This window comes from uncultured Holdemanella sp. (assembly GCF_958348295.1).
In the GTDB taxonomy this organism is placed as follows: Bacteria; Bacillota_I; Bacilli_A; order Erysipelotrichales; family Erysipelotrichaceae; genus Holdemanella.
Map to the genome: position 1 here is coordinate 15,152 of NZ_CATVYQ010000007.1, position 22,013 is coordinate 37,164.

Annotated in this window: 25 protein-coding genes and 1 riboswitch; of the genes, 21 read left to right on the forward strand and 4 right to left on the reverse strand. The window is 33.5% G+C overall.

Annotated features, from left to right (window positions below):
• The first annotated feature begins 7 nt into the window (after positions 1–7).
• The 5 genes from Q3907_RS02295 to Q3907_RS02315 all read left to right on the forward strand — a co-directional run bounded on the left by Q3907_RS02295 (position 8) and on the right by Q3907_RS02315 (position 3,872).
• Positions 8–544: a shikimate kinase gene (locus Q3907_RS02295; protein ID WP_295643330.1), complete on the forward strand. Its 537-nt coding sequence runs from the start codon at positions 8–10 to the stop codon at positions 542–544.
• Positions 545–575: 31 nt separating this feature from the next.
• Positions 576–662, forward strand: a riboswitch (TPP riboswitch).
• Between the two features lie 43 nt (positions 663–705).
• A complete protein-coding gene (locus Q3907_RS02300; RefSeq protein WP_295643327.1) occupies positions 706–1,467 on the forward strand; it encodes an ABC transporter permease in 762 nt (253 codons plus the stop codon).
• Entirely contained in the window at positions 1,464–2,462 is a 999-nt protein-coding gene (locus Q3907_RS02305; RefSeq protein ID WP_295643324.1) for an ABC transporter substrate-binding protein, read from the forward strand. Before Q3907_RS02300 ends, Q3907_RS02305 begins: the two co-directional genes overlap by 4 nt.
• Positions 2,462–3,196 (forward strand): ABC transporter ATP-binding protein, encoded by a 735-nt coding sequence (locus tag Q3907_RS02310; protein ID WP_295643321.1) that lies wholly within the window; start codon positions 2,462–2,464, stop codon positions 3,194–3,196. Before Q3907_RS02305 ends, Q3907_RS02310 begins: the two co-directional genes overlap by 1 nt.
• Entirely contained in the window at positions 3,189–3,872 is a 684-nt protein-coding gene (locus Q3907_RS02315; protein ID WP_301897045.1) for a TatD family hydrolase, read from the forward strand. The genes Q3907_RS02310 and Q3907_RS02315 overlap by 8 nt, the downstream gene beginning before the upstream one ends.
• A gap of 14 nt (positions 3,873–3,886) precedes the next feature.
• Here Q3907_RS02315 and Q3907_RS02320 read toward each other — a convergent pair whose 3' ends face one another.
• Entirely contained in the window at positions 3,887–5,017 is a 1,131-nt protein-coding gene (locus Q3907_RS02320; protein ID WP_301897046.1) for a GTP-binding protein, read from the reverse strand.
• A 57-nt stretch (positions 5,018–5,074) separates the two neighbouring features.
• Between Q3907_RS02320 and Q3907_RS02325 the strand changes: the two genes are divergently transcribed.
• The 6 genes from Q3907_RS02325 to Q3907_RS02350 all read left to right on the forward strand — a co-directional run bounded on the left by Q3907_RS02325 (position 5,075) and on the right by Q3907_RS02350 (position 9,142).
• Positions 5,075–6,091 carry a nucleoid-associated protein gene (locus Q3907_RS02325; protein ID WP_301897047.1) on the forward strand — a complete coding sequence of 339 codons (1,017 nt, stop codon included), beginning with the start codon at positions 5,075–5,077 and terminating at the stop codon, positions 6,089–6,091.
• 78 nt (positions 6,092–6,169) lie between these two features.
• Positions 6,170–6,496 (forward strand): hypothetical protein, encoded by a 327-nt coding sequence (locus Q3907_RS02330; protein ID WP_301897048.1) that lies wholly within the window; start codon positions 6,170–6,172, stop codon positions 6,494–6,496.
• A 35-nt stretch (positions 6,497–6,531) separates the two neighbouring features.
• Positions 6,532–7,218, forward strand: a complete 687-nt coding sequence (locus tag Q3907_RS02335; RefSeq protein WP_301897050.1) for an AzlC family ABC transporter permease — start codon at positions 6,532–6,534, stop codon at positions 7,216–7,218.
• Positions 7,215–7,520, forward strand: a complete 306-nt coding sequence (locus Q3907_RS02340; protein WP_295562660.1) for an AzlD domain-containing protein — start codon at positions 7,215–7,217, stop codon at positions 7,518–7,520. Before Q3907_RS02335 ends, Q3907_RS02340 begins: the two co-directional genes overlap by 4 nt.
• A gap of 211 nt (positions 7,521–7,731) precedes the next feature.
• Positions 7,732–8,319 carry an HD domain-containing protein gene (locus Q3907_RS02345; RefSeq protein WP_295562658.1) on the forward strand — a complete coding sequence of 196 codons (588 nt, stop codon included), beginning with the start codon at positions 7,732–7,734 and terminating at the stop codon, positions 8,317–8,319.
• Positions 8,320–8,395: 76 nt separating this feature from the next.
• Positions 8,396–9,142, forward strand: coding sequence for a DUF4097 family beta strand repeat-containing protein (locus Q3907_RS02350; protein WP_301897051.1), 747 nt, complete (start codon positions 8,396–8,398; stop codon positions 9,140–9,142).
• An 18-nt stretch (positions 9,143–9,160) separates the two neighbouring features.
• On the opposite strand, the gene Q3907_RS02355 is transcribed toward Q3907_RS02350, so the two are convergent.
• The 3 genes from Q3907_RS02355 to Q3907_RS02365 are packed head-to-tail and all read right to left on the reverse strand — an operon-like array spanning position 9,161 to position 12,578.
• On the reverse strand, positions 9,161–10,144 hold the full coding sequence (locus tag Q3907_RS02355; RefSeq protein WP_295643297.1) for an aspartate-semialdehyde dehydrogenase: 984 nt from the start codon (positions 10,142–10,144) through the stop codon (positions 9,161–9,163).
• A complete protein-coding gene (locus Q3907_RS02360) occupies positions 10,141–11,460 on the reverse strand; it encodes an aspartate kinase (protein ID WP_301897054.1) in 1,320 nt (439 codons plus the stop codon). Before Q3907_RS02360 ends, Q3907_RS02355 begins: the two co-directional genes overlap by 4 nt.
• Positions 11,461–11,465: 5 nt before the next feature.
• The gene (locus Q3907_RS02365) at positions 11,466–12,578 is read right to left on the reverse strand and encodes a homoserine dehydrogenase (protein ID WP_301897056.1); all 1,113 of its coding nucleotides are present in this window, start codon (positions 12,576–12,578) and stop codon (positions 11,466–11,468) included.
• Positions 12,579–12,668: 90 nt separating this feature from the next.
• Between Q3907_RS02365 and thrC the strand changes: the two genes are divergently transcribed.
• The 10 genes from thrC (at position 12,669) to Q3907_RS02415 (ending at position 21,903) form a co-directional block, all read left to right on the forward strand.
• Entirely contained in the window at positions 12,669–14,141 is a 1,473-nt protein-coding gene (thrC, locus tag Q3907_RS02370) for a threonine synthase (RefSeq protein WP_301897057.1), read from the forward strand.
• Positions 14,134–15,006, forward strand: coding sequence for a homoserine kinase (gene thrB / locus Q3907_RS02375; protein ID WP_301897058.1), 873 nt, complete (start codon positions 14,134–14,136; stop codon positions 15,004–15,006). Before thrC ends, thrB begins: the two co-directional genes overlap by 8 nt.
• Complete coding sequence (locus Q3907_RS02380) at positions 14,999–15,433, forward strand: ACT domain-containing protein (RefSeq protein ID WP_003863833.1); 435 nt, start codon at positions 14,999–15,001, stop codon at positions 15,431–15,433. Before thrB ends, Q3907_RS02380 begins: the two co-directional genes overlap by 8 nt.
• Positions 15,433–16,122 (forward strand): TIGR01906 family membrane protein, encoded by a 690-nt coding sequence (locus Q3907_RS02385; protein WP_301897060.1) that lies wholly within the window; start codon positions 15,433–15,435, stop codon positions 16,120–16,122. Before Q3907_RS02380 ends, Q3907_RS02385 begins: the two co-directional genes overlap by 1 nt.
• On the forward strand, positions 16,119–16,667 hold the full coding sequence (locus tag Q3907_RS02390) for a nucleoside triphosphate pyrophosphatase (RefSeq protein ID WP_295643279.1): 549 nt from the start codon (positions 16,119–16,121) through the stop codon (positions 16,665–16,667). Before Q3907_RS02385 ends, Q3907_RS02390 begins: the two co-directional genes overlap by 4 nt.
• A gap of 51 nt (positions 16,668–16,718) precedes the next feature.
• Complete coding sequence (locus Q3907_RS02395) at positions 16,719–17,003, forward strand: HU family DNA-binding protein (RefSeq protein ID WP_003863836.1); 285 nt, start codon at positions 16,719–16,721, stop codon at positions 17,001–17,003.
• A 79-nt stretch (positions 17,004–17,082) separates the two neighbouring features.
• The gene (locus Q3907_RS02400; protein WP_295643276.1) at positions 17,083–18,681 is read left to right on the forward strand and encodes a putative manganese-dependent inorganic diphosphatase; all 1,599 of its coding nucleotides are present in this window, start codon (positions 17,083–17,085) and stop codon (positions 18,679–18,681) included.
• 14 nt (positions 18,682–18,695) lie between these two features.
• Positions 18,696–19,892: a peptidase T gene (gene pepT / locus Q3907_RS02405; RefSeq protein ID WP_301897063.1), complete on the forward strand. Its 1,197-nt coding sequence runs from the start codon at positions 18,696–18,698 to the stop codon at positions 19,890–19,892.
• A 9-nt stretch (positions 19,893–19,901) separates the two neighbouring features.
• Positions 19,902–21,065 carry an NADP-dependent malic enzyme gene (locus Q3907_RS02410; protein WP_301897064.1) on the forward strand — a complete coding sequence of 388 codons (1,164 nt, stop codon included), beginning with the start codon at positions 19,902–19,904 and terminating at the stop codon, positions 21,063–21,065.
• Complete coding sequence (locus Q3907_RS02415) at positions 21,058–21,903, forward strand: patatin family protein (RefSeq protein WP_295562938.1); 846 nt, start codon at positions 21,058–21,060, stop codon at positions 21,901–21,903. The genes Q3907_RS02410 and Q3907_RS02415 overlap by 8 nt, the downstream gene beginning before the upstream one ends.
• Positions 21,904–22,013: the final 110 nt, after the last annotated feature.

Sequence of the window (22,013 nt, forward strand, 5' to 3'; positions counted from 1 at the left end):
GTGCAAAATGAAAATATTAATTTTTGGGATGGGTAACATTGGAAAGAGTACTGTTGGTGAGTTGTTGGCAAAGAAAATAGGTTACGATTTTATCGATATGGATACGAAAATCAAAGAAAAGTATGGAACAATGCTTGGTTTTCAAGATGAATATAATGATCAATATGAACGGGATGAATTGCGTGCAGAAATGATTTCTTCTTGGATTCAAGAAAATGAAAATGTAGTGATTGCCTTAAGTCCTATTGCGTATTTAGATGCATATGAAGATTTCTTTGAAGATTCAGATATTATTTGTTTCGACTTAACGGATCGAACAGAAAATATTTTTAAACGCTTGGTATTCACGGATGATAATGATAATCTTTTGCACATCCCACAATCGTATCTAAATAAGCATAAGGCATATTATATGCGAGAAATACAGGCGGATTTTGATTATTTCCATACTTTATATGCATCAAAAATGGATTCGATTTCAATGGATGGTAAAAGTTTAGATGAAATTGTAGAGGATATATGCCAGAAATATAAATTAGTCTAAGATTGTGATATAATCGATGGGCAAGTAAAAACACACATGACAGGGGTGCAATTGCTGAGAAAAACCCTTATTACCTGATCTGGTTAATTCTAGCGTAGGGAGTCATATCGATTGATAGTGGCACTCTAGGGTGCCTTTTTTATTTTGGAAAGGAGGCAATAATGAAGAAAAATCGTAGAATTGTCATGCCGTTGCTTGTGTTTATTCTAGTGATTGGTAGCTGGGAATTATATGTTCGTGCATTTGATATTTCACTTTATATTTTGCCTAGCCCATCAAAAATCATCAGTACTCTTATTGAGAATATGGATATTTTGATGCAACATTCACTTGTTACATTGGAAGAATCTGTTTTAGGACTGTTGATAAGTACTTTCTTTGCGATAGTGATTTCCATTGGTATGGATCTATCCAAAACATTTAAGACAAGTATTTATCCATATTTAATTGTGACACAAACCGTTCCCATTATGGTTTTAGGACCTTTATTTTCAATTTGGTTTGGATTTGATTTGTTGCCTAAAATCTTGATTGTTATATTTATGTGCTTTTTTCCTATTGCGATATCCTTTACGGATGCTTTGTCGCAAGTGAGTGAAAAAGAAATCAATTTATTAAAAAGTTTTGGTGCCAATCTATTTCAAATCTATAAAATTGTTAAGATTCCTTCTGGTGCCATTGGCTTATTTTCAGGATTAAAAGTAGCGGCTACTTATTGTGTTGGCGGAGCTATTGTAGGTGAATGGCTTTCAAGTAGAGCAGGACTTGGCTATTATATGCTTCGTGTGAAAAATGGGTATATGTTAGATAAAGTTTTTGCGTGTGTATTGATGATTATATTTTGGAGCATCTTATTGAATTTAGGGGTGTCTTTATTGGAAAAAATATTGTTTCCACATTTACGAAAAGGAGAAAGAAAATGAAAATTTTAAAAGCAATGTGTGCAGCTGCAGTTGCGTTAAGCTTAGTTGGCTGTGCTCAAACATCAAATTCAGATGACAAATTGACTAAGGTTACATTGATGTTGGATTATACGCCAAACACAAACCACACTGGTTTTTATGTGGCAAAAAACAAGGGGTATTATAAAGAAGCTGGTTTAGATGTAGATATTATTGAACCAGGTGATAATGCGACAACTTCTATGGTTGCAGCCGGAAAAGCTGATTTTGGCGTTTCTTACCAGGAAGATGTTACATATGCCTTAACTAGTGAAGATCCACTTCCAATTAAAACGATTGCGACAATTATTCAACATAATACTTCTGGATTTGTTTCTTTGAAGAGCGCAAACATCAATTCTGTAAAGGATTTTGAAGGAAAGACATATGCAGGATGGGGAGCACCAAGTGAAGAAGCCGTTATTAAAGCGGTTATGAATGAAGCGGGTGCTGATTTTAGTAAATTAAACATTGTAGGATCAGACGGATCTGGTATTGCAGGACTTAGTGATGAAGTAGGAAAGAATAAAGTGAATCTTGGATGGGAATTCTATGGTTGGGCTATTATTAAAGCGTTACAAGATGGATATGATTTAAACTATATGCCTCTAGCTGATTTAGATAGCCGTTTGGATTACTATACTCCAGTAATTATCACAAACAATAAAATGATCAAGAAGAATTCAGATACAATCAAGAAGTTTATGGAAGCTACTAAAAAAGGATATGAATATGCGATTGATCATCCAAGTAAAGCAGCTGAAATTTTACATGATGATGCTTTGACAGATACAGATTTGAAATTCCTTAAGGAAAGCCAAAAATACTTAAGTAGCCAATATGCAAAAGATGCAGATACATGGGGTGTTATGAAAGATTCTGTATGGGATAATTATACAGATTTTATGTATGAAACAGGATTGATTGATCACAAGATCGATGCGAAAGACCAATATACAAATGAGTTTGTAAAATAATGAAGCTACATGTTGAAAAACTAAATCTTGAATTTTCTGGAAAAGAAATATTGCATGATATTTCTTTTTCTATTCAAGAAGGAGAATTTGTTTCTATTCTAGGTCCGAGTGGTTGTGGAAAATCTACTATTCTAAATGTATTAGCTGGATTGATTGAAGATTATTCAGGACAGCTTTTTGTAGATGATGAACGTATTAAAGGTGTCAGCTCTCATTTTGCGTATATGCCGCAAAATGATTTGTTGCTTGAATGGAGAACCATTTTAGATAATGTATGTTTATATGGTGAAATCAATCATGATAAATCTATGAAACAAAGAGCTTTGAAAGAATTTGAGACATTTGGCCTTTCTGGATATGAAAATGCATATCCTTCTAGTCTTTCAGGAGGTATGCGTCAAAGAGCTGCCTTTTTAAGAACTTCCTTGTGTAAGGCAGATATTCTTTTGTTGGATGAACCATTTGGAGCTTTAGATGTCATTACTCGTAATGATATGCAAGATTGGTTGTTACAATTAAGAAAAAACTACAATCGCACGACTTTATTAGTTACACATGATATTGATGAAGCTTTATATTTATCCGATCGTATTTTGATTTTATCGAATAAACCGAGTCATATCTTGCAGGAAATTGATTTATCCAAAGAGAAGAAATCAAGAGATTGGTTATTTTCTCAAAGTGTTTTAAAAAAACAAATCTATGAATTGTTGAAGGGTGAAAATCATGCATGATGCACATTATCATTATTCAAAAGAAATAAATGCGCTACAGAATGAATTTGATATTTCTGGTATTTGTAACGTCGCAAATGAAAAAGAGTTTGAATTGGTTCAACAAAAACATTTATTCTATTCTTGTGGAGTACATCCTTGGAATGCAAGTTTAGATACCTTTGAATTTATGCTTCCTTTGTTAAAAAAGGCACCCATTATAGGGGAAATTGGCATGGATAGTGTATGGTGTGATGTAGATTTAAAAATTCAAAAAGAAGTATTTGAAAAACAACTTCAGCTTGCACAAGCATTAAATAAACCCGTTATTCTTCATACAAAGGGTCAGGAAAAAACGATACTTGAATTGATTCGTAAATACCCAAATACATATGTTGTACATTGGTATGGATGTATGGATTATGTCAAAGAATATGATGAAGTGGTATCTTATTTTACGATTGGTCCTTCCATTGGAAAAGAAGAGGAAGTAACTCATTTGGTAAAACAAATATCTATGGATAAATTACTTATGGAATCCGATGGTATTGAAGCTGTGAAATGGGCTATTGATAATGATGATTATATAGTTGCTTTAAAAAATGAAATTACTCAGGTTGCTTCGTTAAAAGATAAATCGTATTCTGAAGTCGAAAGGATTTTGGATTATAACTTTTCAAAGTTAACAAAAAAATAGGAGAATTGCTTCTCCTATGCTAGGCAGTCATTGAATTGTCTTTTTATTTGTTCTTCATCCATATTCTTTCCGATAAAGACTAATTGGTTGATTCTATCTCCATATTCTTCATCCCAGTTTTGAGCAAGTTGTGGATTGGCCTTTAATAAATCTATTTGATCTTGTTTTGGTGCTGACGCAATCCATAATGAGTCTTCTTGAAGGGATGTCAATTTACCAGCTTGTTCAAATAAGTAGGCCGAGTCAGGTTGATTATCAAACCATACATAGCCTTTAGTACGAATGACATTGGGATAGTTGTTTAATAGATTTGTGAATTTCTTTAAATCCAATGGCTTTCTTGTTTGCCATACAAAAGTAGAAATACCATATTCTAAAGCTTCGCCAACATGTTCATGATCATGATGATGTTCATGTTCTTCGATTTCATGAAGCCAGCCAATATTGTTTTGGGCTTTTTCATAATCAAAGTTATGTGTATTTAAAAGTTCTTCCAAATTGACCTGACCAAAGCTTGCCTCAATAATTCCTGCATCTTTGCATAGTTTATGAATGACAGCCTTGATTTCATTTTTCTCATCTTCATTTACGGTTTCTGCTTTGTTTAAAATTACAGTGTTACAGAATTCAAGTTGTTGCATCAATAAAGAGTCTAATGAATCTTCATCTTCACAAGGTTCTAATAAGTGTTTTCCACAATTGAATTCATTCGATAATCTTGCTGCATCGGCTACACAGATGATGTTGTCTAAATGGAATAGTTCTGGTAATCCTCTAGAATATAGTGTTTCATTGGCGGCTGTGATGGTTTGTGCGATAGGAATAGGTTCACAAATACCACTGGCTTCAATAATAATATAATCAAATTTGTTGGATGAAGCTAGTGCAGAAAGTTGCTGCAAAAGATCTAGTTTTAGTGTGCAACAAATACATCCGTTGGTAAGACCTACAACGTCTGTATCTTCTTTTTGAATTTGTGCATTCTTATCAATGAGTTTTTGATCAACGTTGATTTCACCAATATCATTAACGATAATCGCAACTTTATATCCTTCTTGATTTTTTAGAATGTGATTTAATAAAGTAGTTTTACCTGCTCCTAAATAGCCGGTTAATAATAAAATAGGTATCGATTTTCTTTTCATTTTCAAAACCTCCTTTACTTATTGTATAATATTTGCGATAAAAAGGAGTAAATTTTTATGAAAATTTTATATACATCCTTCCATATATTGGATTTAGATAATGATACGGTACAAAGAAAAGAGATGCCAGAAGAGTTTCAGACTTTTGTGAAAGAATATATTGAATACGCTAGTTCAAATGAAAAAAATAGAATGTATACCATTCATGATGAGCAGACACAAGTGGTTTCGTGTATTCGACAAATGGCTTTGAATCAAAATAAGTGTGAAGTACTTACAGATAGTATTGCGGATAAGCTTTTGACAAGTGAGCGTCTAGCACAGGCAAAAATCTATCATATGGGTTCGAGTGTGAAAAAGGGAAGTTTGATTCAGGCTTTAGTACAAAATAGTGACGATGAACTTTTATTTGTGGTTGCTAAAGTGGAACATTCCAAATGGTATGATGGTAATGATTTATCAAAAAAATATGGATTTTCAGGGGATAAGAAGTCTTTATGGAAATCAGCTGTATTTTCAATGTATGAAATCAATTCGCATATTGTGTTCAAAGATATTAAAGTATATTCCGATACTATGGCCAAATATTGGACAGTTTCATTCCTAGAATTGGATGAGGCTAGGGATGATGCAAAGAATACATATTCAGCTTTTAAGGCTGTGGATAATGAATTGAAAAATGCAATAGAACCAGTATCAAAAAAAGACTATGTGAAGTTATCAAGTGAATTGCAGAATGTGATGAATACGCCACAACAACTAAATTATAATCAATGCATTGATCAATTGATTGATTCGTATTCTTTTAGTGAAGAAGACATTGAAAAGGATGTTATTAAAGATTGTTTATTGGCACTTCCAGAACGAAAAAATTTTGATACGGAATTTAAGGTGGTTCCCGAAAGTTTAAACAATAAGCGTACAAAGAAATTTCAGTTATCGCAAGGAATCGAATTAACGATTCGTTCAGATGCTTTAGAGTATCCAGATAAGATTGTATCGACTGTAGTGGATGGAAAGCGCGTTATTCAAATTGTATGTGAAGATGATGATACGTATGAAGCGTTTGCTTAAAATAGTCTTAAAGAATTCAATTTGTATAAATGCGTAAATAGTGGTTTAATAAAGACATTATTCAAGGGGGTGTCATAAATGAAAAATAAGAAATCATTAACAATTCTATTATATGTGTTTGCCGTAATATCATTAGTGTATACATGTTATGCAGCAATTCAGGCATATAATACATTTACTTCATATTACAGTACAAATTTAAATGTATTGAATTTAGTAATGTATGTAATCACAACATGTTATCAATCATTATGCTTTAGTGTGCTTTTTTATGCGTTAGGAGTATTTAGCGAAGGTCTTAAAAATTCAGAAGAAGCTAAAGTTATTGAAGAAAAACAGATGGCTGAAGAAAAAACAGAAGTTACTGAAGAAAAAGAAGAAAATAAGAAGGACGAAGAGAAATAGTTTTTGATACTGTTTCTTTTTTTTAGGGAATGATTATGAAGAAAGATTTTATTGAGGGTGCCAAAGCAGCAACACCTATTATTTTAGGCTATATACCCGTTGGTATAGCGTATGGTATGATGGCAAAAGCTACTGGACTTACATTTTTTAAGGCATTGAGCTTTTCTTTGTTTGTGTATACAGGGGCTGGTCAAATGGCAGCAGTTACAATGTTAGCTCAGAATGCTGCTTATGTAACAATTGTGTTTACTGTTTTTATATTGAATTCACGTCATATAATTATGAGTACATGTATCATGAAAAAGATGGAAAAAACAAGCTTGCCGATTCGTTTACTTTTATCATTTGGCATTACAGATGAAGTGTTTGCGTTGTCAATGACAGATAAAAAAATCAATAAACTAACTCCATCCTTCTTTGCAGGATTAGCCTTATTTAGTTATCTATTTTGGAATGTAGGATCGGCTTTAGGTATATTGTTTTCAAGTGTATTACCAAGTATTGTATCTAAAAGTTTAGGTGTGTCTTTATATGCGATGTTTATAGGCTTATTAGTACCAAATATGAAGAAGTCTATTCGCTTATTATATGTAGTGATTTTGACAATGCTAGTAAATTGGATGTTGAATCAATTCTTATCGAGTTCATTATCTATTTTAATATCTACGCTTGGTTGTGCACTGATAGGAATGTGTTTTATTTCCAAAGAGGATTTACAATGAAATTTGTGAGATTGATATTTTTTCTTTGTTTATCAACATATATACCAAGGATGTTACCAGCCTTGTTCATGGATAAGATTCAAGTATCTGGAAAGGTTAGTATATTCTTACAATTGATACCTTATACGGCGATGGCCTCATTGATATTTCCAGCTATATTATATGTAGATGAGAATATATGGATCGGCATTATAGCAAGTCTTGTAGCAGTAATCGCATCACTAAAAAAGTTACCTATAATTGGTGTGGTTTTATCGAGTGTAATCGCTTGTGTAATATTATATATGTTTGTGTTTTCATAGCGATGTAAAAATTTTACAATCATATTGTAAATGATTGTAAATAGTGATATAATTTCTTTGGCTTCGAAAGGAAGTTTTAAGAAGGTTTGCGTCAATAGAAATCGATTTTGCTCCTTCCTCAAGTTCACTGATGATTTCAAAGTTGACGTAATAGATTAGGCCTGAGTGAATCCGGGCCTTTTTTCATGCTACAATAGTTTTGGTGATAAATATGGAACGAATAAAAAAACAGATGCAGTTTATATTAGAGATTGATAAAGAGAAACAGATTCAAAGAAAAACTTTACAAAGTAATGGTAAAGACTTCGAAGATGATGCGCAACACGCTTGGCATATGGCCATTATGACATTACTTTTGAGTGAATATGCAAATGAAGAAATCGATGTATTAAAGACAATTTCAATGTTGTTGATCCATGATCTTGTAGAAATTGATGCGGGTGATACATATGCATATGATGTGCAGGGCTTAAAAACACAAAGTAAAAGAGAAAAGCTTGCCGCAAATCGGATTTTTAATTTATTGCCAGAAGATCAAGCAAAGAAAATGCTTGATTTATGGAATGAATTTGAGGAAAGAAAAACAGCAGAAGCTAAGTTTGCCAAAGTAATGGATAATTTTCAGCCGGTTATGTTGAATGCAGCCACCGATGGAAGAATGTGGGTTGAAAATGGTGTGCATTTAGAACAGATCTTAAAAAGAAACGAAAAGACTCATGAGGGTAGTGAAATGTTGTGGAAGTATATGTATGAGCATTTTATTTTGCCAAATGTAAAGAAAGGAAGAATCAAAAAATGATTCTTCTAATTTTTTGAGCACGCTACTATACAAAACACAGTAGTGGTGATAAACTAGTAGTGAAAGAGGTGGTTTGATGAAAAAAATTGGTATTATAATAATTATTTGTATCCTTGTATGTATTGCGGGAGGTAGTTTTCTTGCGATTCATTTGATTACGAATACGAATATTGACATTGACAAAGTATCTGAAGAAATATCTATTGCGAAAGAACCTTTGAACCATGAACAAATTGAAGATTTTACTTCGGTTAATTTAGATTTGGTAAGTATGGATGTTAAAATTGAAAAATCAAGTGAAAACGCGATTTCTTATCGTTTGCAGGATGCGAAGAAACAAAAGCTAGAATATTCTGTTGATAATGGCGTTTTAACTGTAAAAGAAACAATTTCAGACAAACATTTTGTTGGTCATGATGATAATGAAGTGGTTATTTATACGACAAATGATTCTTTGGTTGTAAATGGTAATCTTGTTGCTGGGGATGTTGAAATTGAAAACGTGACATTAAAAGATTCTAGAGTAACAAGTGTATCGGGTGATATTTCAATTGAGAATGGAATTTTAAATAATTGTAGTTTCATCACTACAAGTGGAGATGTTGAATTTGATGGGCAATTGACAGGGGATAATTCATTAGAAACCACTTCTGGAGATGTAAGTGTAGAAAATATCAGTAATGTTTCAGTAACAGCTAGTACAACGAGTGGAGATATTGAGATTGGTGAAGAAGAATTTACGGGTTCTGCAACTCGAGTATTAGGATTAAATAATGCGACTCTAACTTTAAATACGACTAGTGGAGATATTGAAATTAACTAAAAAAAGAGGCAAGCGAAATTAATCGTTTGCCTTTAATAGTTCTTCTAGAATTTGAACTGCATTCGTTGCTGCACCTTTACGAATTTGGTCGCCACAACAGAATAAGGATAATGTATGGTTTGTTTCATCAGTGATATCTTTACGAATTCTACCCACATAGACTAAGTCTTGATTTGTTGTATCTTTTGGCATTGGATAGATTTGATTTTTTGGATCATCCTTAAGTAATACGCCCTTGGCATGCGTTAATAATTCTCTTGCCTCATTGACGTCGACTTCATTTTCACATTCGATTGTGATACTTTCAGAATGAGAACGCCAAATTGGAACACGAACACAAGTACAGTTTACTTTTAATGCATCATCATGCCACATTTTTCTTGCTTCATTTTGCATCTTCCATTCTTCTTTAGAAATACCTAAATCATCAAAATCACCAATTTGAGGAATAAGATTGAATGCGATTTGATAAGGGAAGGCTTTTGATGGAATATTTTCATCTTCAATTTGATTCTTTAAATCTTCAATTCCTTGAACACCAGCTCCCGAAACAGCTTGAAATGTAGTCACAATCATGCGCTTGATGTGGTATTTCTTGTGTAAAGCATGTAAGGCTACAAGGGCAATGATAGTGGCACAATTTGGATTGGCAATTAAACCATGATGTTTTTTAATGTCTTCTTTGTTTACTTCTGGAATAACTAAAGGTACATCATTTTCTAAACGGAATGCACTTGAATTATCGACAACAATGCATCCTGCTTCTTTTGCCCATGGCATCCACATTTTTGTGATGTCATTTCCAGTTGCTCCTAAAACATAGTCAACACCTTGAAAACTTTCTTTTGTGAGTTCTTCAACAATGTGTCCATCGATCTCTTTTCCTTTTGATCTTGCACTAGCTAATAATTTAAGATTGGCTTTAATATTTCTTTCTTTTAAGCATTCTAACATTTGTTGTCCTACAGCACCTGTAGCACCGGCAATTGCGATTGTTGTCATTCTTCGTTTCCTCCTACAAAAGTATCATATATAACTTGGACTGTTTTTGTGAAGTCTTTTTTCTTAACTCCGACAGTAATATTGATTTCATCACTACCTTGGGCAATCATGACGATGTTGATGTTATTTTTACCTAAGGCACCAAATAATTTTCCACTTGTACCTGGCTTATCTGACATGTTTTTACCCACAGTAGAAATTAAAGCTAAATCATCTTGGACAGTTAGTTTATCTGGTTTTAATTCTTCTTTAAAATGAGCTAAAATTTCATATAGACTTTCTTCAATTTCTTTCTTTTCTACGACAATGTTAAATGAGTCGATTCCACTTGGAATATGTTCAATACTAATATGGTATTTTTCTAAAATAGATAGAGCTTTACGAATGAAGCCAACTTCATTGGACATGTGTTTTTTATAGATGTAGATCGACATGAAATCTTTTTTACCAGCAATACCCGTAATTGGATAGCCACTCTTTATTTTAGAATGCTCCTGGATGATGGTTCCTGCATCTTGAGGGCGATTGGTATTTAAAATGTGGATTGGAATGTTGGCTTCTTTTACAGGGAAAATAGCTTCTTCATGTAAAACACTCGCACCCATGTAAGATAGTTCTCTTAATTCAGAGTATGTGATATGCGTAATTCCTTTTGGATTTTTAACAATGGTTGGATCTGCCATCAAGAATCCTGAAACATCAGTCCAGTTTTCATAGATATCTGCATGAAGACATTTCGCAAGTATGGCCCCAGTGATATCTCCTCCACCGCGAGGGAAAACTTGAATGTGTCCATTGGCACTTGTTCCATAGAACCCTGGGAAAACGAAGTGGTCATATTGGGCATATTTAGCTTGTAGTTTTGCACTTGTTGCTTCCCAATCAATGGATTTATCTAATTTAAAACGAATTATATCTTTGGCATCCACAAAGGCATAACCTAGATATTCAGCCATTAATTTAGCACAGAAATATTCGCCGCGACTTACGATAACAGCTTGAGACATTTGATTTAAATTGGTGTAAAAAGCATCAAGCTCTTTTTCGATAGGCTGCTTTAAACCAAGTTCATTTTTGATTTCGATGAAACGATTTTTGATGAGTTTAAATACACTTGATGCATCCACATGGTATTTTCTGTGTGCATCTAATAAGTATAATAGGTCGGTGATTTTGTTGTCGGTTGAAAAGCGTTTTCCAGGAGCCGATACAACAATGTATCGGCGTGTTGGATCTTGTTGAATGATGTTTTTGATTTTTTTGAATTGTTCTGCATTTGCGACGCTAGAACCACCAAATTTAGTGATTTTTAACATGTGAGTTACCTCCATAATGCGATAAAGCTATTTTTATCTAATTCCTTTACTTTCTTAATAATTGACATATCTTGATTTTCAATCCAGTAATAATTGGCTTCCTTCTTTTGGATTGGATAATAATTTTCTAAAGCGATATCACTTCGAATCAACCAAGTTTCTTTTAATAGAGATGTATCGAATTCTTTTGGGGCTGCATAAACAATTTTTCTTTCTTTATCTTCAAGTGTATCTAAAGCATTTTGTACCATAGCCTGCGCTGTAGGTAATTGTCCAGCTCCCTGGCCATAATAGCCTAGTGTATCAAAGCTATGTGAAAGAATTTTTTGGGCATTGTAATTGCTTGGGACGTTGGCTAAAAAATCACTTTCATCCATGCAGCAAGGAGCGATAATGGAAATAATCTTATCCCCAATTTGTCTTGAAATGGATAGATGGCGTAATACTTTGTTGTTCATTTTGATGAATTTGATGTCTAGCATCTTGATTGTACGAATTCCTGCATAATAAGGAATGTCAACAATTGGTGTATTGAAGGCTAAACTGTTTGAAATCTTTGTCTTATAGTAAACATCAACGCCATCAATATCGTTAGATGGATCTTTTTCGGCATATCCCTTTTCTTGAGCTTCTTTTAAAACGTCTTCAAAATCCAAGTTGTTTTTTTGCATAGAATCTAAGATGTAGTTGCTCGTGCCATTAAAAATACCTTCATAGCCTTGTAGTGGTTCAAGTCTTTTTAATTTTAATAAGGCATCAATGAAGGGGATGCCACCGGCAACACAAGCTTCAACTTGAATGGATCCACCATACTCTCTTTCAAGCTCTAAATACGTATCTAAGTATGTAGCAACAACCGCTTTGTTTGAACTAATGACATGTTTGCCTTTTTTTAAAGCTTTTTGAATCAATGTGTTGGCTGGTTCTAATCCGTTTAAACATTCAAAAACGATATCAATATCATCTTGAATTACCATGTCTTCATTGTTTGAAAAATAAGGTAAGTTTTCCTTTTCTTTACGTACATATACGTATTTGATATTGATATCTTCGAGTGAATTCGCAAGGATTTCAATCCCTTTTCCGACAACTCCATAACCTAAGATAACTGCGTTCATATCGTTCCTCCTGTATCTTTTTAGAAAACACTTGTTTTTAAAGTGTGAACATTGTATCATATGACATATAGATTTTCAAGGAGGATTCTCATGAACGATTATATTTCTACAAGAGACGCACACCAAAGCGTTTCAAGCAAGCAAGCTATACTAAATGGAATGAGCCCAGATGGAGGCTTATATGTACTTCCAACTTTAGACCAAATTCATTTGGATCTATCTTTAATTTGTACAATGTCCTATAAAGAAAATGCGGTTTATATTCTTTCACATCTTCTTACTGATTATACAAAGGAAGAATTAGAGGCATGTGTTGAAAATGCATATGCGAATTCTTTTTCTAAACAAGAAATTACACCAGTTAAAAAAGTAGATGACGTTTATGTTTTAGAACTTTTCCACGGTCCTACATGTGCTTTTAAAGATGTTGCCCTAACCCTTTTACCTCAATTGATGTCCTGTGCATTAAAAAGCACAAACCGAAAAGCTTTGATTTTAACTGCTACAAGTGGAGATACAGGTAAGGCTGCTTTATCTGGATTTTGTGATGTAGAGAATATTGGTATCAATGTTTTCTATCCATATAAAAAGGTAAGTGCGATTCAATATCGTCAGATGGTTACGCAAAAAGGTAAAAATGTGAATGTGTTTGGCATTCAAGGAAATTTTGATGATGCGCAAAGCCAAGTAAAACGCTTGTTTTTGGATTCAGAATTGAATGAATATTGCGCAAAACAAAACATTTTATTGACAAGTGCTAATTCCATTAATGTGGGTCGTTTGGTTCCTCAAATTGTGTATTATTTTGATAGTTATAAACAATTGGTTCTACAAGGTGATATTCAATTGGGGGATAAAGTATCTTTCAGTGTTCCAACGGGAAACTTTGGAGATGTTTTAGCTGGATATTATGCGTATTTAATGGGACTTCCAGTTGAAAAGTTCTATGTTGCCAGCAACGCCAATCGTGTATTAACGGATTTTTTAACGACAGGTGTTTATGATCGTAATCGTGAATTTATCCAGACAATTTCACCAAGTATGGATATTTTGATTAGTTCAAATTTAGAAAGATTATTATATTATGCTTCAAATAAAAATACACAAAAAGTATCGAAATGGATGCAGGAATTAAATGAAAAAGGTCGTTACCAGATTGATGATAATACATTTAATACTATTAAAAATTTATTTGCGTGTGGAAGCGTAGATGATAACAATACAAGTTTAGAGATTAAATCAGTTTATGATAAAACCAAATATGTATTGGATCCACATTCAGCTATTGCGTATAAGGTTGCAAAGGAATGTAAAAATCGTCCTATTGTATCTTTGGCAACGGCTTCTCCATATAAATTTAGTCAAGATGTTTTAAAGGCATTGGGATATAAGGAAGAAAATGAATGGAAGGCAATGCAAGATTTGTCAAAATATTGTCAGGATGAAATCCCTGCTCAATTAAAGGAACTTCAAGATTTAGAAATTTTACATAATAAAGTGATTGATGTAGCATCTATGAAAGATGTCGTATGTCAAAGTACTAAAGAGGTATTCCATGATTAGTGTACATGTCCCGGCAACAAGTGCAAATTGTTGTGTGGGATTTGATTGTTTAGGAATGGCTGTGGATTGGTGGGCACATTTTACTTTTGAAGAAAGTGATGAATTGATTGTAGAAGGTTGTCCAGATGATTTTAAGGGAAGTAATAATTTAGTTGTTCAAGCTTTTTATACGACATGTGATTATTTACATCTAGAGTATCCTACTTTTAAACTCACAATTGATACAGATATTCCATTTGCGAGGGGGTTGGGTTCAAGTTCAACTTGTGTTGTTGCTGGAATCTTAGCTTGTGATGCTTGGTTTAAAAAGAACATGGACAAGATGGAAATTTTAAAGATTGCAACAAGTATTGAGGGGCATCCTGATAATGTAGCTCCGGCTATTTTTGGTCAGGCAACAGCTTGTTTTATGGAAAAAGAAGATGTGAGAATGAGTCTAGTATATTGTGCTGACTATTATTGTATGGCCATTGTTCCTGGGTATGAAGTAAAAACGTCTCAGGCAAGAAAGGTTTTGCCAACTGGTATGGCATTTAAAGATTGTGTGAATCAAGTTTCGCATGCACTTGTATTTGTACAGGCTTTACAGCAAGGAAATGAAAAACTTTTGGCAAGCTCTTGTAAGGATTCATTGCACGAACCATATCGCAGGCAATTTATAAAGGAATATGATACGATAAAGGAGTATTGTACGCAAAAACAACTTCCAATGTGGATTTCAGGAAGTGGTTCAACAATGATGGTTGTTTCTTTAGAAAAGAATCGTTTGATTGAATTATCTAAGTTTTTAGATAAAAATTTGAATGAATTAGATCATAGATGTTTAACGATAGCCAAAAAGGGGGCGTTTATTAAGTATGAGTAAATATTATGTTGTGAGTGGTGATATTTTACCGGATGTATTAGAACAAGTCATGCAGGCGCGTATTTTATTGCAGTCAGGTAAGGCAAAAAGAATTAGTGAAGCCGTTAAAATGGTTGGTATCTCACGTGGTACATATTATAAATATAAGGATGCAGTATTTTCATTTAATGCTGAGCAATCCAATCGAAAAGCGATTATTTCAATGATTTTAAGAAATGAAAAGGGAACACTTTCAAAGGTGTTGTCTTTAGTATCTGTAAAACAAGTCAATGTTTTGGCAATTAACCAAACAATTCCAATTAATGGTATTGCCAATGTGGCATTAACATTAGATATTAGTGATTTGGAAATTAGCATTCAATCTTTGGTGAGTTTGATTGAAGCTATGCCTATGGTGGAAAAGGCAGATTTGGTAGCTGTAGAATAATGAGACGTGTTTTAAGTTTTATATTTGGTTGGTGCTTTATTATTGTATGTGTTGTTTTTAGTATCAAGAGTACAGCATTAAACCCTAATTTTTACATTCAAAAATATGAAGAAATGGAATTGGCTAGTGATATTGGTGTTTCTAAGAAAGATTTAAATCAAAGTATACGTTTATTACTGGATTATTTGGATGATAAGCGTGATGATATAAAGGGACACATCACATGGTATGGTGTATCACAGGAAACGTTTAATGAAAAAGAAACAAGTCATATGGTGGATGTGAAGGCTTTATATCAGAATGCTCTAAAAGTAGCTAAAATGGCATTTATTATTTTAGTATTGATTGTTTTATATTTTTTCTTAAATGATAAAACATTGATGTTTGCGTATTTAAGTAAAGGATTTTTGATGGCCATGTTTACATTCATATTGATGCTTGTGTTTTTTGGATTCTGGATCTTGACAGATTTTACGAGTTTTTGGACATGGTTTCATACAATATTCTTTTCAAATCAATTGTGGCTATTAGATCCAAATACGGATTTTATGATCTGTATGCTTCCAGAAACAATTTTTTATAAGCTAGTACTTGCTTGTGTAGTCAAAGCAATTAGTTTCATGGCTTTAGCCAGTGTTTTGGCAATATATTATATGGTGAAAAAGGCACCAATAGGTTTTGAAAGATGATTGTATTGGCATCAAAGTCTCCTAGAAGAAAAGAGATATTAAAAGCATTGGGATATGATTTTATAGTTTGTCCAGCTTTAAAGGATGAAGTGTTTGATTTAAACTTAGGTTTAGATGAGGCATTAAAAAAAGTAGCTGAATCAAAGGCAAAAGAAGTAAGAGAATCTTACTTAGATTCAATTATTATATCGGCAGATACAATAGTATGTTTGGATGATAAGATATTGGGGAAACCTAAATCAAAGAAGGATGCGATACATACGTTGAAATCTTTATCGAATCGTAAACATCAAGTGAAAACAGGGGTTTGTATAATTTCTAAAAATCAGACATTTTTGCATGTCGAAACAACAAATGTTTATTTTAAGAAGTTGGCGGATGAAGACATTTTATCCTATGTAAATAGTGGAAAATGTATGGATAAAGCAGGCTCTTATGGGATTCAGGAATGTGATTTTGTAGATCATATTGAGGGGGATTATACCAATGTGGTAGGTTTACCTAAATATGTCGTTGAAACGATGTTGAAAGACGTTGCACTCTAGTAAGAGAAATGATAAAATAGCGTGGTAATAATTTAGAGGAGGAACATATAAATGTCTAATGTTATTAATAAAAAAGATTTAGCTGAAAAGTTGGCTGAAGAATTTGGTTGTTCAAAAAAAGACGCAACAGCTTATGTTCAATTCGTATTCGATACAGTAGCTGATACTTTAAAAGATAATGGTACTGTAGATGTATTCGGATTTGGTAAATTCTCAATTAGCGAAAGAGCAGCTCGTACAGGTATCAATCCAGCTACTAAAGAAAAGATTGAAATTGCTGCAAGCAAGTCTGTTAAATTTAAAGCTAGCAAAGCTTTGAAAGATGCTGTTAAGTAAGAAGATTCGATAATGAATCTTCTTTTTTTTCATGCTATAATATTAAATACAAAATTAAGATAATTGAGAGGAGATTTTAATGAGCTTACCAATATATGTGATCGGACACAAAAATCCAGATACAGATTCGATATGTGCAGCTTTGGCTCTTGCTGAATTAAAAAGACAGACAGGAATTAACGCAATGGCTGCCCGTTTGGGCACATTGAATCCAGAAACAAAATTTATATTAGACAAATTAAATGTGAATATGCCAGTCTTATTAACAACAGCACGTTCAACATTAGAGGAAATTGAAATCGATGATGCAGTGACGATTGAAGAAGGACAAACGATTCGTCATGCATGGGATCTATGTTTAGAAAATCATGTTAAGACTTTATATGTTGTAGATGATAAAAATGAATATAAAGGTATGGTTACTTTGGGAGATGTTTCCAAGGTTCAAATGCAGGATTTAAATATTACAAGTGAATTGTTAAAAGAAACACCTTTAGATAATTTAGTAGCGAGTGTAAAGGGATCCTTTATTTTAAAGGGAAATCTTGAACGAAGTGGTTTTGTTCGTATTGCAGATAAGCGTTTAATGGAAAGAGATTTAAAGGGCGCTATCATGGTATTGAATGATCATGAAGATAGCATGATCAAGAGCATGGCAAAGGGTTGTGCGGTTATTGTGGTTGCGGAAAACTTTGTTCCAAATAGCTATATTATTGAAATGGCAAAACAGATGGGAGTTACTTTAATTAGTACGCCTTATAATATTATGAAGATCATTCAAATGATTTATCGTTCCATTCCTGTCGAATTGATCATGACTCCAGCTAATAAAGTGATTCGCTTTAGTAAGAGTGAGTATGTGGAAGATGTAGAACGTGAAATGTTGAAGACGCGTCACTCTTCTTATCCGGTTGTTTTCCAAAATAAAATCTTGGGTTCTGTTGCTCGCTATAACTTATTGAAGGCGGAAAAGAAACGTTTTATTCTTGTAGATCATAATGAAAAGAAACAAAGCATTAGTGATATTGAAACGGCAGATATTGTAGAAATTGTGGACCACCACCGAATTGGTGATATTGAAACGGATCGTCCAATTGTATTTAGAAATATGATTGTAGGTAGTTCATGCACGATTGTAGGATTAATGTATGCAGAATATGGTGTAAAAATGCCTGAAACGATCGCAAAATTAATTGCGTATGGTATGATTAGTGATACAATGAATTTCAATTCACCAACATGTACTCCAATAGACCATAATTTAGCTAAGCGTTTATCAAGTGAATATGATCTTGATTTTGATGCGATGGCAAAAGAATTGTTTGAAAATACAGCTACGATTCGTGGAAAAGAATTTAAAAATATTCTTTATAATGATGTCAAAGAGTATATGTTAAGTGGATACCATATTGCGGTTAGTCAGGTTTTTACCTTTGATTTAAGTATTGTGGATGAAATCAAAGAGGATTTCTTGAAATATATGGAGGAACAAAATAAAGTTCATGAATATGACTTAATGTTGATGGTTATCACAAATGTGGAAGGTCGTGGATCACGCTTCTTATATGTAGGAAAATTATCTTATTTTGTTCGTGATGTTGTGGAAGAATTTAAAGATCAAGGATTTGTTTCTCGTAAAAAACAAATTGTGCCTCGTTTAGCACAAGAACTGGCATAAAAGGGGGATTTGAAATGGCAGTAGAAAAAAGATTAATGCATTATGCATCATTTGATACACAATCAAGTGAAGAAAGTACAAGTGCACCTAGTACTGAAAAACAATTGGTGTTAGCTCGTGAATTAAAAAAAGAATGTGAATCATTAGGTTTTGATTCTGTTGAATTAACGGATACAGGAATCGTATATGCTTACTTAAATGCGAATACAGATAAAAAGATGGATCGTATTGGTTTTATTGCGCATATGGATACGGCTAGTGAAATTACGGGTGCGGATGTAAAGTGTAGAGTGATTTCAAAGTATGACGGAAATACAATTCAATTAAATGAAGAGTATTCAATGTGTAAAGAAGAATTTCCAGCTTTGGCAAACTGTATTGGTGATGATTTGATTGTGACAGATGGGACGACTTTACTTGGTGCAGATGATAAAGCAGGGATTGCGATCATTTTAGAGGCTATGGAACAATTGATTCAATCTAAAAAGGAGCATGGATTTATTGCGATAGCCTTTACTCCAGATGAAGAGGTGGGTCGTGGTGTTGAAAACTTTGAATTAGATAAATTTCCAGTAGATTATGCATTCACAATTGATGGAGATCGTATTGATTCGGTTGATTATGAAACATTTAATGCTGCACAGGCTGTTGTGACATTTGATGGAACGAGTATCCATCCAGGAGATGCGAAAGATCGTATGGTTAATGCAAGCTTATTAGCTATGGAATACGCTTCAAGCCTTCCAAAGAAACAAACACCTTCACATACACAAGGACGTCAAGGTTTCTATCATTTAGTGGGTATGGAAGGGATTTGTGAGGACGCAAAATTAACTTATATTTTGCGTAATCATAGTAAACAAAGTTTTATTGCACAAAAACAAAAAATGGAAGCTATTGCGAATAAGATGAATGAAAAGTATGGAAATCGTGTTCATGTTTCTATTCGTGATCAATATGAAAATATGCGCCAATATATGCATGGAGATATGCAAAGTGTAAATAAGGCAAAATATGCATTGCGTCAATGCGATGTCACACCTATTAGTACACCTATTCGTGGTGGAACAGATGGAGCTATGTTGACAGCTAGAGGACTTATTTGTCCAAATTTAGGTACAGGTTCTTTTAATCATCATGGTCGTTTTGAGTTCGCGAGTGTTCAAAAGATGGAAAAGATGGTTGAAATCGTATTAAAGATTGTTGAATAGGAGATTATCATGGATTACGCAAAGGAAGCTTTAAGATTACATGCGAAGTGGAACGGTAAATTAGAAACAGTTCCAAAAATGAAGATTGAAAATAAAGATGATTTATCGATTGCTTATACACCAGGTGTTGCAGCACCTTGTTTAGAGATTGAAAAAGATAAAAAGAATAGTTATGTCTATACAGGAAGATCTCATACAGTAGCTGTCATTAGTGATGGTAGTGCTGTTTTGGGACTAGGAAATATTGGTCCTGAAGCAGGTATGCCTGTTATGGAAGGTAAATGTGTATTGTTTAAGGCATTAGGAAATGTAGATGCAGTTCCATTATGCTTAAATACGCAGGATACAGATGAATTGGTTCAAATTATTTCAAGTTTAGAACCTAGCTTTGGTGGTATCAATTTAGAAGATATTGCGGCTCCTCGTTGTTTTGAAGTTGAAAAAAGATTACAGGAAAAAATGAATATTCCAGTTTTTCATGATGATCAGCATGGTACAGCTATTGTAGTTTGTGCGGCTTTAGTCAATGCTTTAAAATTGGCTGAAAAACAAAATCCAACAATCGTTATCAATGGTGCTGGTAGTGCTGGTGTTGCGATTGCGACTTTAATTTTAAAAATTGGTTTGGGAAACGTAATTTTAGTGGATAAACAAGGAATCTTAACAGCAAATATGGATTTAACAAGTGGTCAAAGAGGATTGATCGATAAGTTAAACAAAGAAGGAAAAATAGGTTCTTTAAAGGATGCATTAGTAGGTGCTGATGTATTTATTGGTGTTAGTGCAGGTCATATTGTATCTAAAGATATGATTGCTTCTATGAATGAAAAGGCAATAGTATTCCCTATGGCAAACCCTGTTCCTGAAATTGAACCGGATGATGCGAAGGAAGCTGGAGCTTATATCGTGGGTACAGGTCGTAGTGATCATCCTAACCAAATCAATAATGTTTTGGCTTTCCCTGGTATTTTTAAAGGAGCATTAAAAGCTGGTGCTACATGTATCAATGATGCGATGAAAGAAGCAGCTGTTTATGCGATCAGTTCAATGGTTACAGAAGATATGTTAGATAGTGAACATATTATTGTTTCTGCTCTAGATCCTAGAGTTGCAGATGTTGTAGCACAAGCAGTGGCAGATGCGGCAAAAGAAAGTGGCGTAGTGCGTGAGTAGAGTAGGTATTGTTGCAGAAGGTGGAGGAACTAAGGCTGCTTATTCTGCAGGAGTATTGAAGTGTTTACTTGAGCATGATGTTGTACTTCCTTATTGTGTAGGGATAAGTGCTGGTACAGAAATTTTGTTGAGTTATGTGTCTAAACAAGTGGATCGTCTAGAGGTGACTGGAATTGATGCGCCTTGTCAAAAAGGTGTAGTTGGTTTAAGACCGTTTTTAAAAGAAGGTTCTATATTTGGTATTGAAGCAACTTATGATTTTATTGAGTCTAGAGTTCCGTTAGATTTAGAGGCTTTTCAAAATAGTGAAACACAGATGGAAGTAGGTCTATATAATTTAAAGACGCATAAAGTTGAATATTTTGATAAGAGTCATATTGATAAAGATGAAACATTGATCAAGGCGAGTTGTGCATTATTACTTCTAGCTAAGCCTTATGAATTCAATGGTGAAATGTGGATGGATGCAGGTCTTGTGGATATGATTAGTATTGAACAAAGTCTTCGTGCTGGAAATGATAAGCATATTGTGATTTCTACAAAGGAAGAAGGCTATGTTCGTAATCCAGCTCCTAAATGGCAATTGTGGTTATCTAATTTGGTATATAAAGATAAACAAATTACGGATGATTTAAGAAATCGTCATATTCGTTATAAGGAACAGTGGGATAAGATTGCAGAATTAGAAAAACAAGGAAAAGCTTTAGTTTTGCGTCCGCATAAAGATTTGGGTGTCACTCGTTATACGACAGATCCAGAAAAATTGGGTCCTTGGTTTCAATTAGGATATGATGAAACTTTAGAGCGTATGGATCAAATTAAGGAATTTATTAAATAAAAAACCTGGATTTCCAGGTTTTTCTTTTGCCACAACAATCATTTAAGGAGGTTTGTTGTGGTAATAGTGATTACATTATGCGTAAGTGCTGTATGTTTTAAACTACTAGA

Bases quoted from the DNA above. Each gene is read 5' to 3' on its own strand.
- Q3907_RS02305 (WP_295643324.1), top strand. From the start codon at position 1,464: ATGAAAATTTTAAAAGCAATGTGTGCAGCTGCAGTTGCGTTAAGCTTA.
- Q3907_RS02310 (WP_295643321.1), top strand. From the start codon at position 2,462: ATGAAGCTACATGTTGAAAAACTAAATCTTGAATTTTCTGGAAAAGAA.
- Q3907_RS02350 (WP_301897051.1), top strand. From the start codon at position 8,396: ATGAAAAAAATTGGTATTATAATAATTATTTGTATCCTTGTATGTATT.
- Q3907_RS02330 (WP_301897048.1), top strand. From the start codon at position 6,170: ATGAAAAATAAGAAATCATTAACAATTCTATTATATGTGTTTGCCGTA.
- Q3907_RS02335 (WP_301897050.1), top strand. From the start codon at position 6,532: ATGAAGAAAGATTTTATTGAGGGTGCCAAAGCAGCAACACCTATTATT.
- Q3907_RS02355 (WP_295643297.1), bottom strand. From the start codon at position 10,144: ATGACAACAATCGCAATTGCCGGTGCTACAGGTGCTGTAGGACAACAA.
- Q3907_RS02400 (WP_295643276.1), top strand. From the start codon at position 17,083: ATGAGCTTACCAATATATGTGATCGGACACAAAAATCCAGATACAGAT.
- Q3907_RS02395 (WP_003863836.1), top strand. From the start codon at position 16,719: ATGTCTAATGTTATTAATAAAAAAGATTTAGCTGAAAAGTTGGCTGAA.
- Q3907_RS02320 (WP_301897046.1), bottom strand. From the start codon at position 5,017: ATGAAAAGAAAATCGATACCTATTTTATTATTAACCGGCTATTTAGGA.
- Q3907_RS02340 (WP_295562660.1), top strand. From the start codon at position 7,215: ATGAAATTTGTGAGATTGATATTTTTTCTTTGTTTATCAACATATATA.
- thrB (WP_301897058.1), top strand. From the start codon at position 14,134: ATGATTAGTGTACATGTCCCGGCAACAAGTGCAAATTGTTGTGTGGGA.
- Q3907_RS02385 (WP_301897060.1), top strand. From the start codon at position 15,433: ATGAGACGTGTTTTAAGTTTTATATTTGGTTGGTGCTTTATTATTGTA.
- Q3907_RS02410 (WP_301897064.1), top strand. From the start codon at position 19,902: ATGGATTACGCAAAGGAAGCTTTAAGATTACATGCGAAGTGGAACGGT.
- Q3907_RS02295 (WP_295643330.1), top strand. From the start codon at position 8: ATGAAAATATTAATTTTTGGGATGGGTAACATTGGAAAGAGTACTGTT.
- Q3907_RS02345 (WP_295562658.1), top strand. From the start codon at position 7,732: ATGGAACGAATAAAAAAACAGATGCAGTTTATATTAGAGATTGATAAA.
- pepT (WP_301897063.1), top strand. From the start codon at position 18,696: ATGGCAGTAGAAAAAAGATTAATGCATTATGCATCATTTGATACACAA.
- Q3907_RS02325 (WP_301897047.1), top strand. From the start codon at position 5,075: ATGAAAATTTTATATACATCCTTCCATATATTGGATTTAGATAATGAT.
- thrC (WP_301897057.1), top strand. From the start codon at position 12,669: ATGAACGATTATATTTCTACAAGAGACGCACACCAAAGCGTTTCAAGC.
- Q3907_RS02390 (WP_295643279.1), top strand. From the start codon at position 16,119: ATGATTGTATTGGCATCAAAGTCTCCTAGAAGAAAAGAGATATTAAAA.
- Q3907_RS02315 (WP_301897045.1), top strand. From the start codon at position 3,189: ATGCATGATGCACATTATCATTATTCAAAAGAAATAAATGCGCTACAG.
- Q3907_RS02380 (WP_003863833.1), top strand. From the start codon at position 14,999: ATGAGTAAATATTATGTTGTGAGTGGTGATATTTTACCGGATGTATTA.
- Q3907_RS02360 (WP_301897054.1), bottom strand. From the start codon at position 11,460: ATGTTAAAAATCACTAAATTTGGTGGTTCTAGCGTCGCAAATGCAGAA.
- Q3907_RS02365 (WP_301897056.1), bottom strand. From the start codon at position 12,578: ATGAACGCAGTTATCTTAGGTTATGGAGTTGTCGGAAAAGGGATTGAA.
- Q3907_RS02300 (WP_295643327.1), top strand. From the start codon at position 706: ATGAAGAAAAATCGTAGAATTGTCATGCCGTTGCTTGTGTTTATTCTA.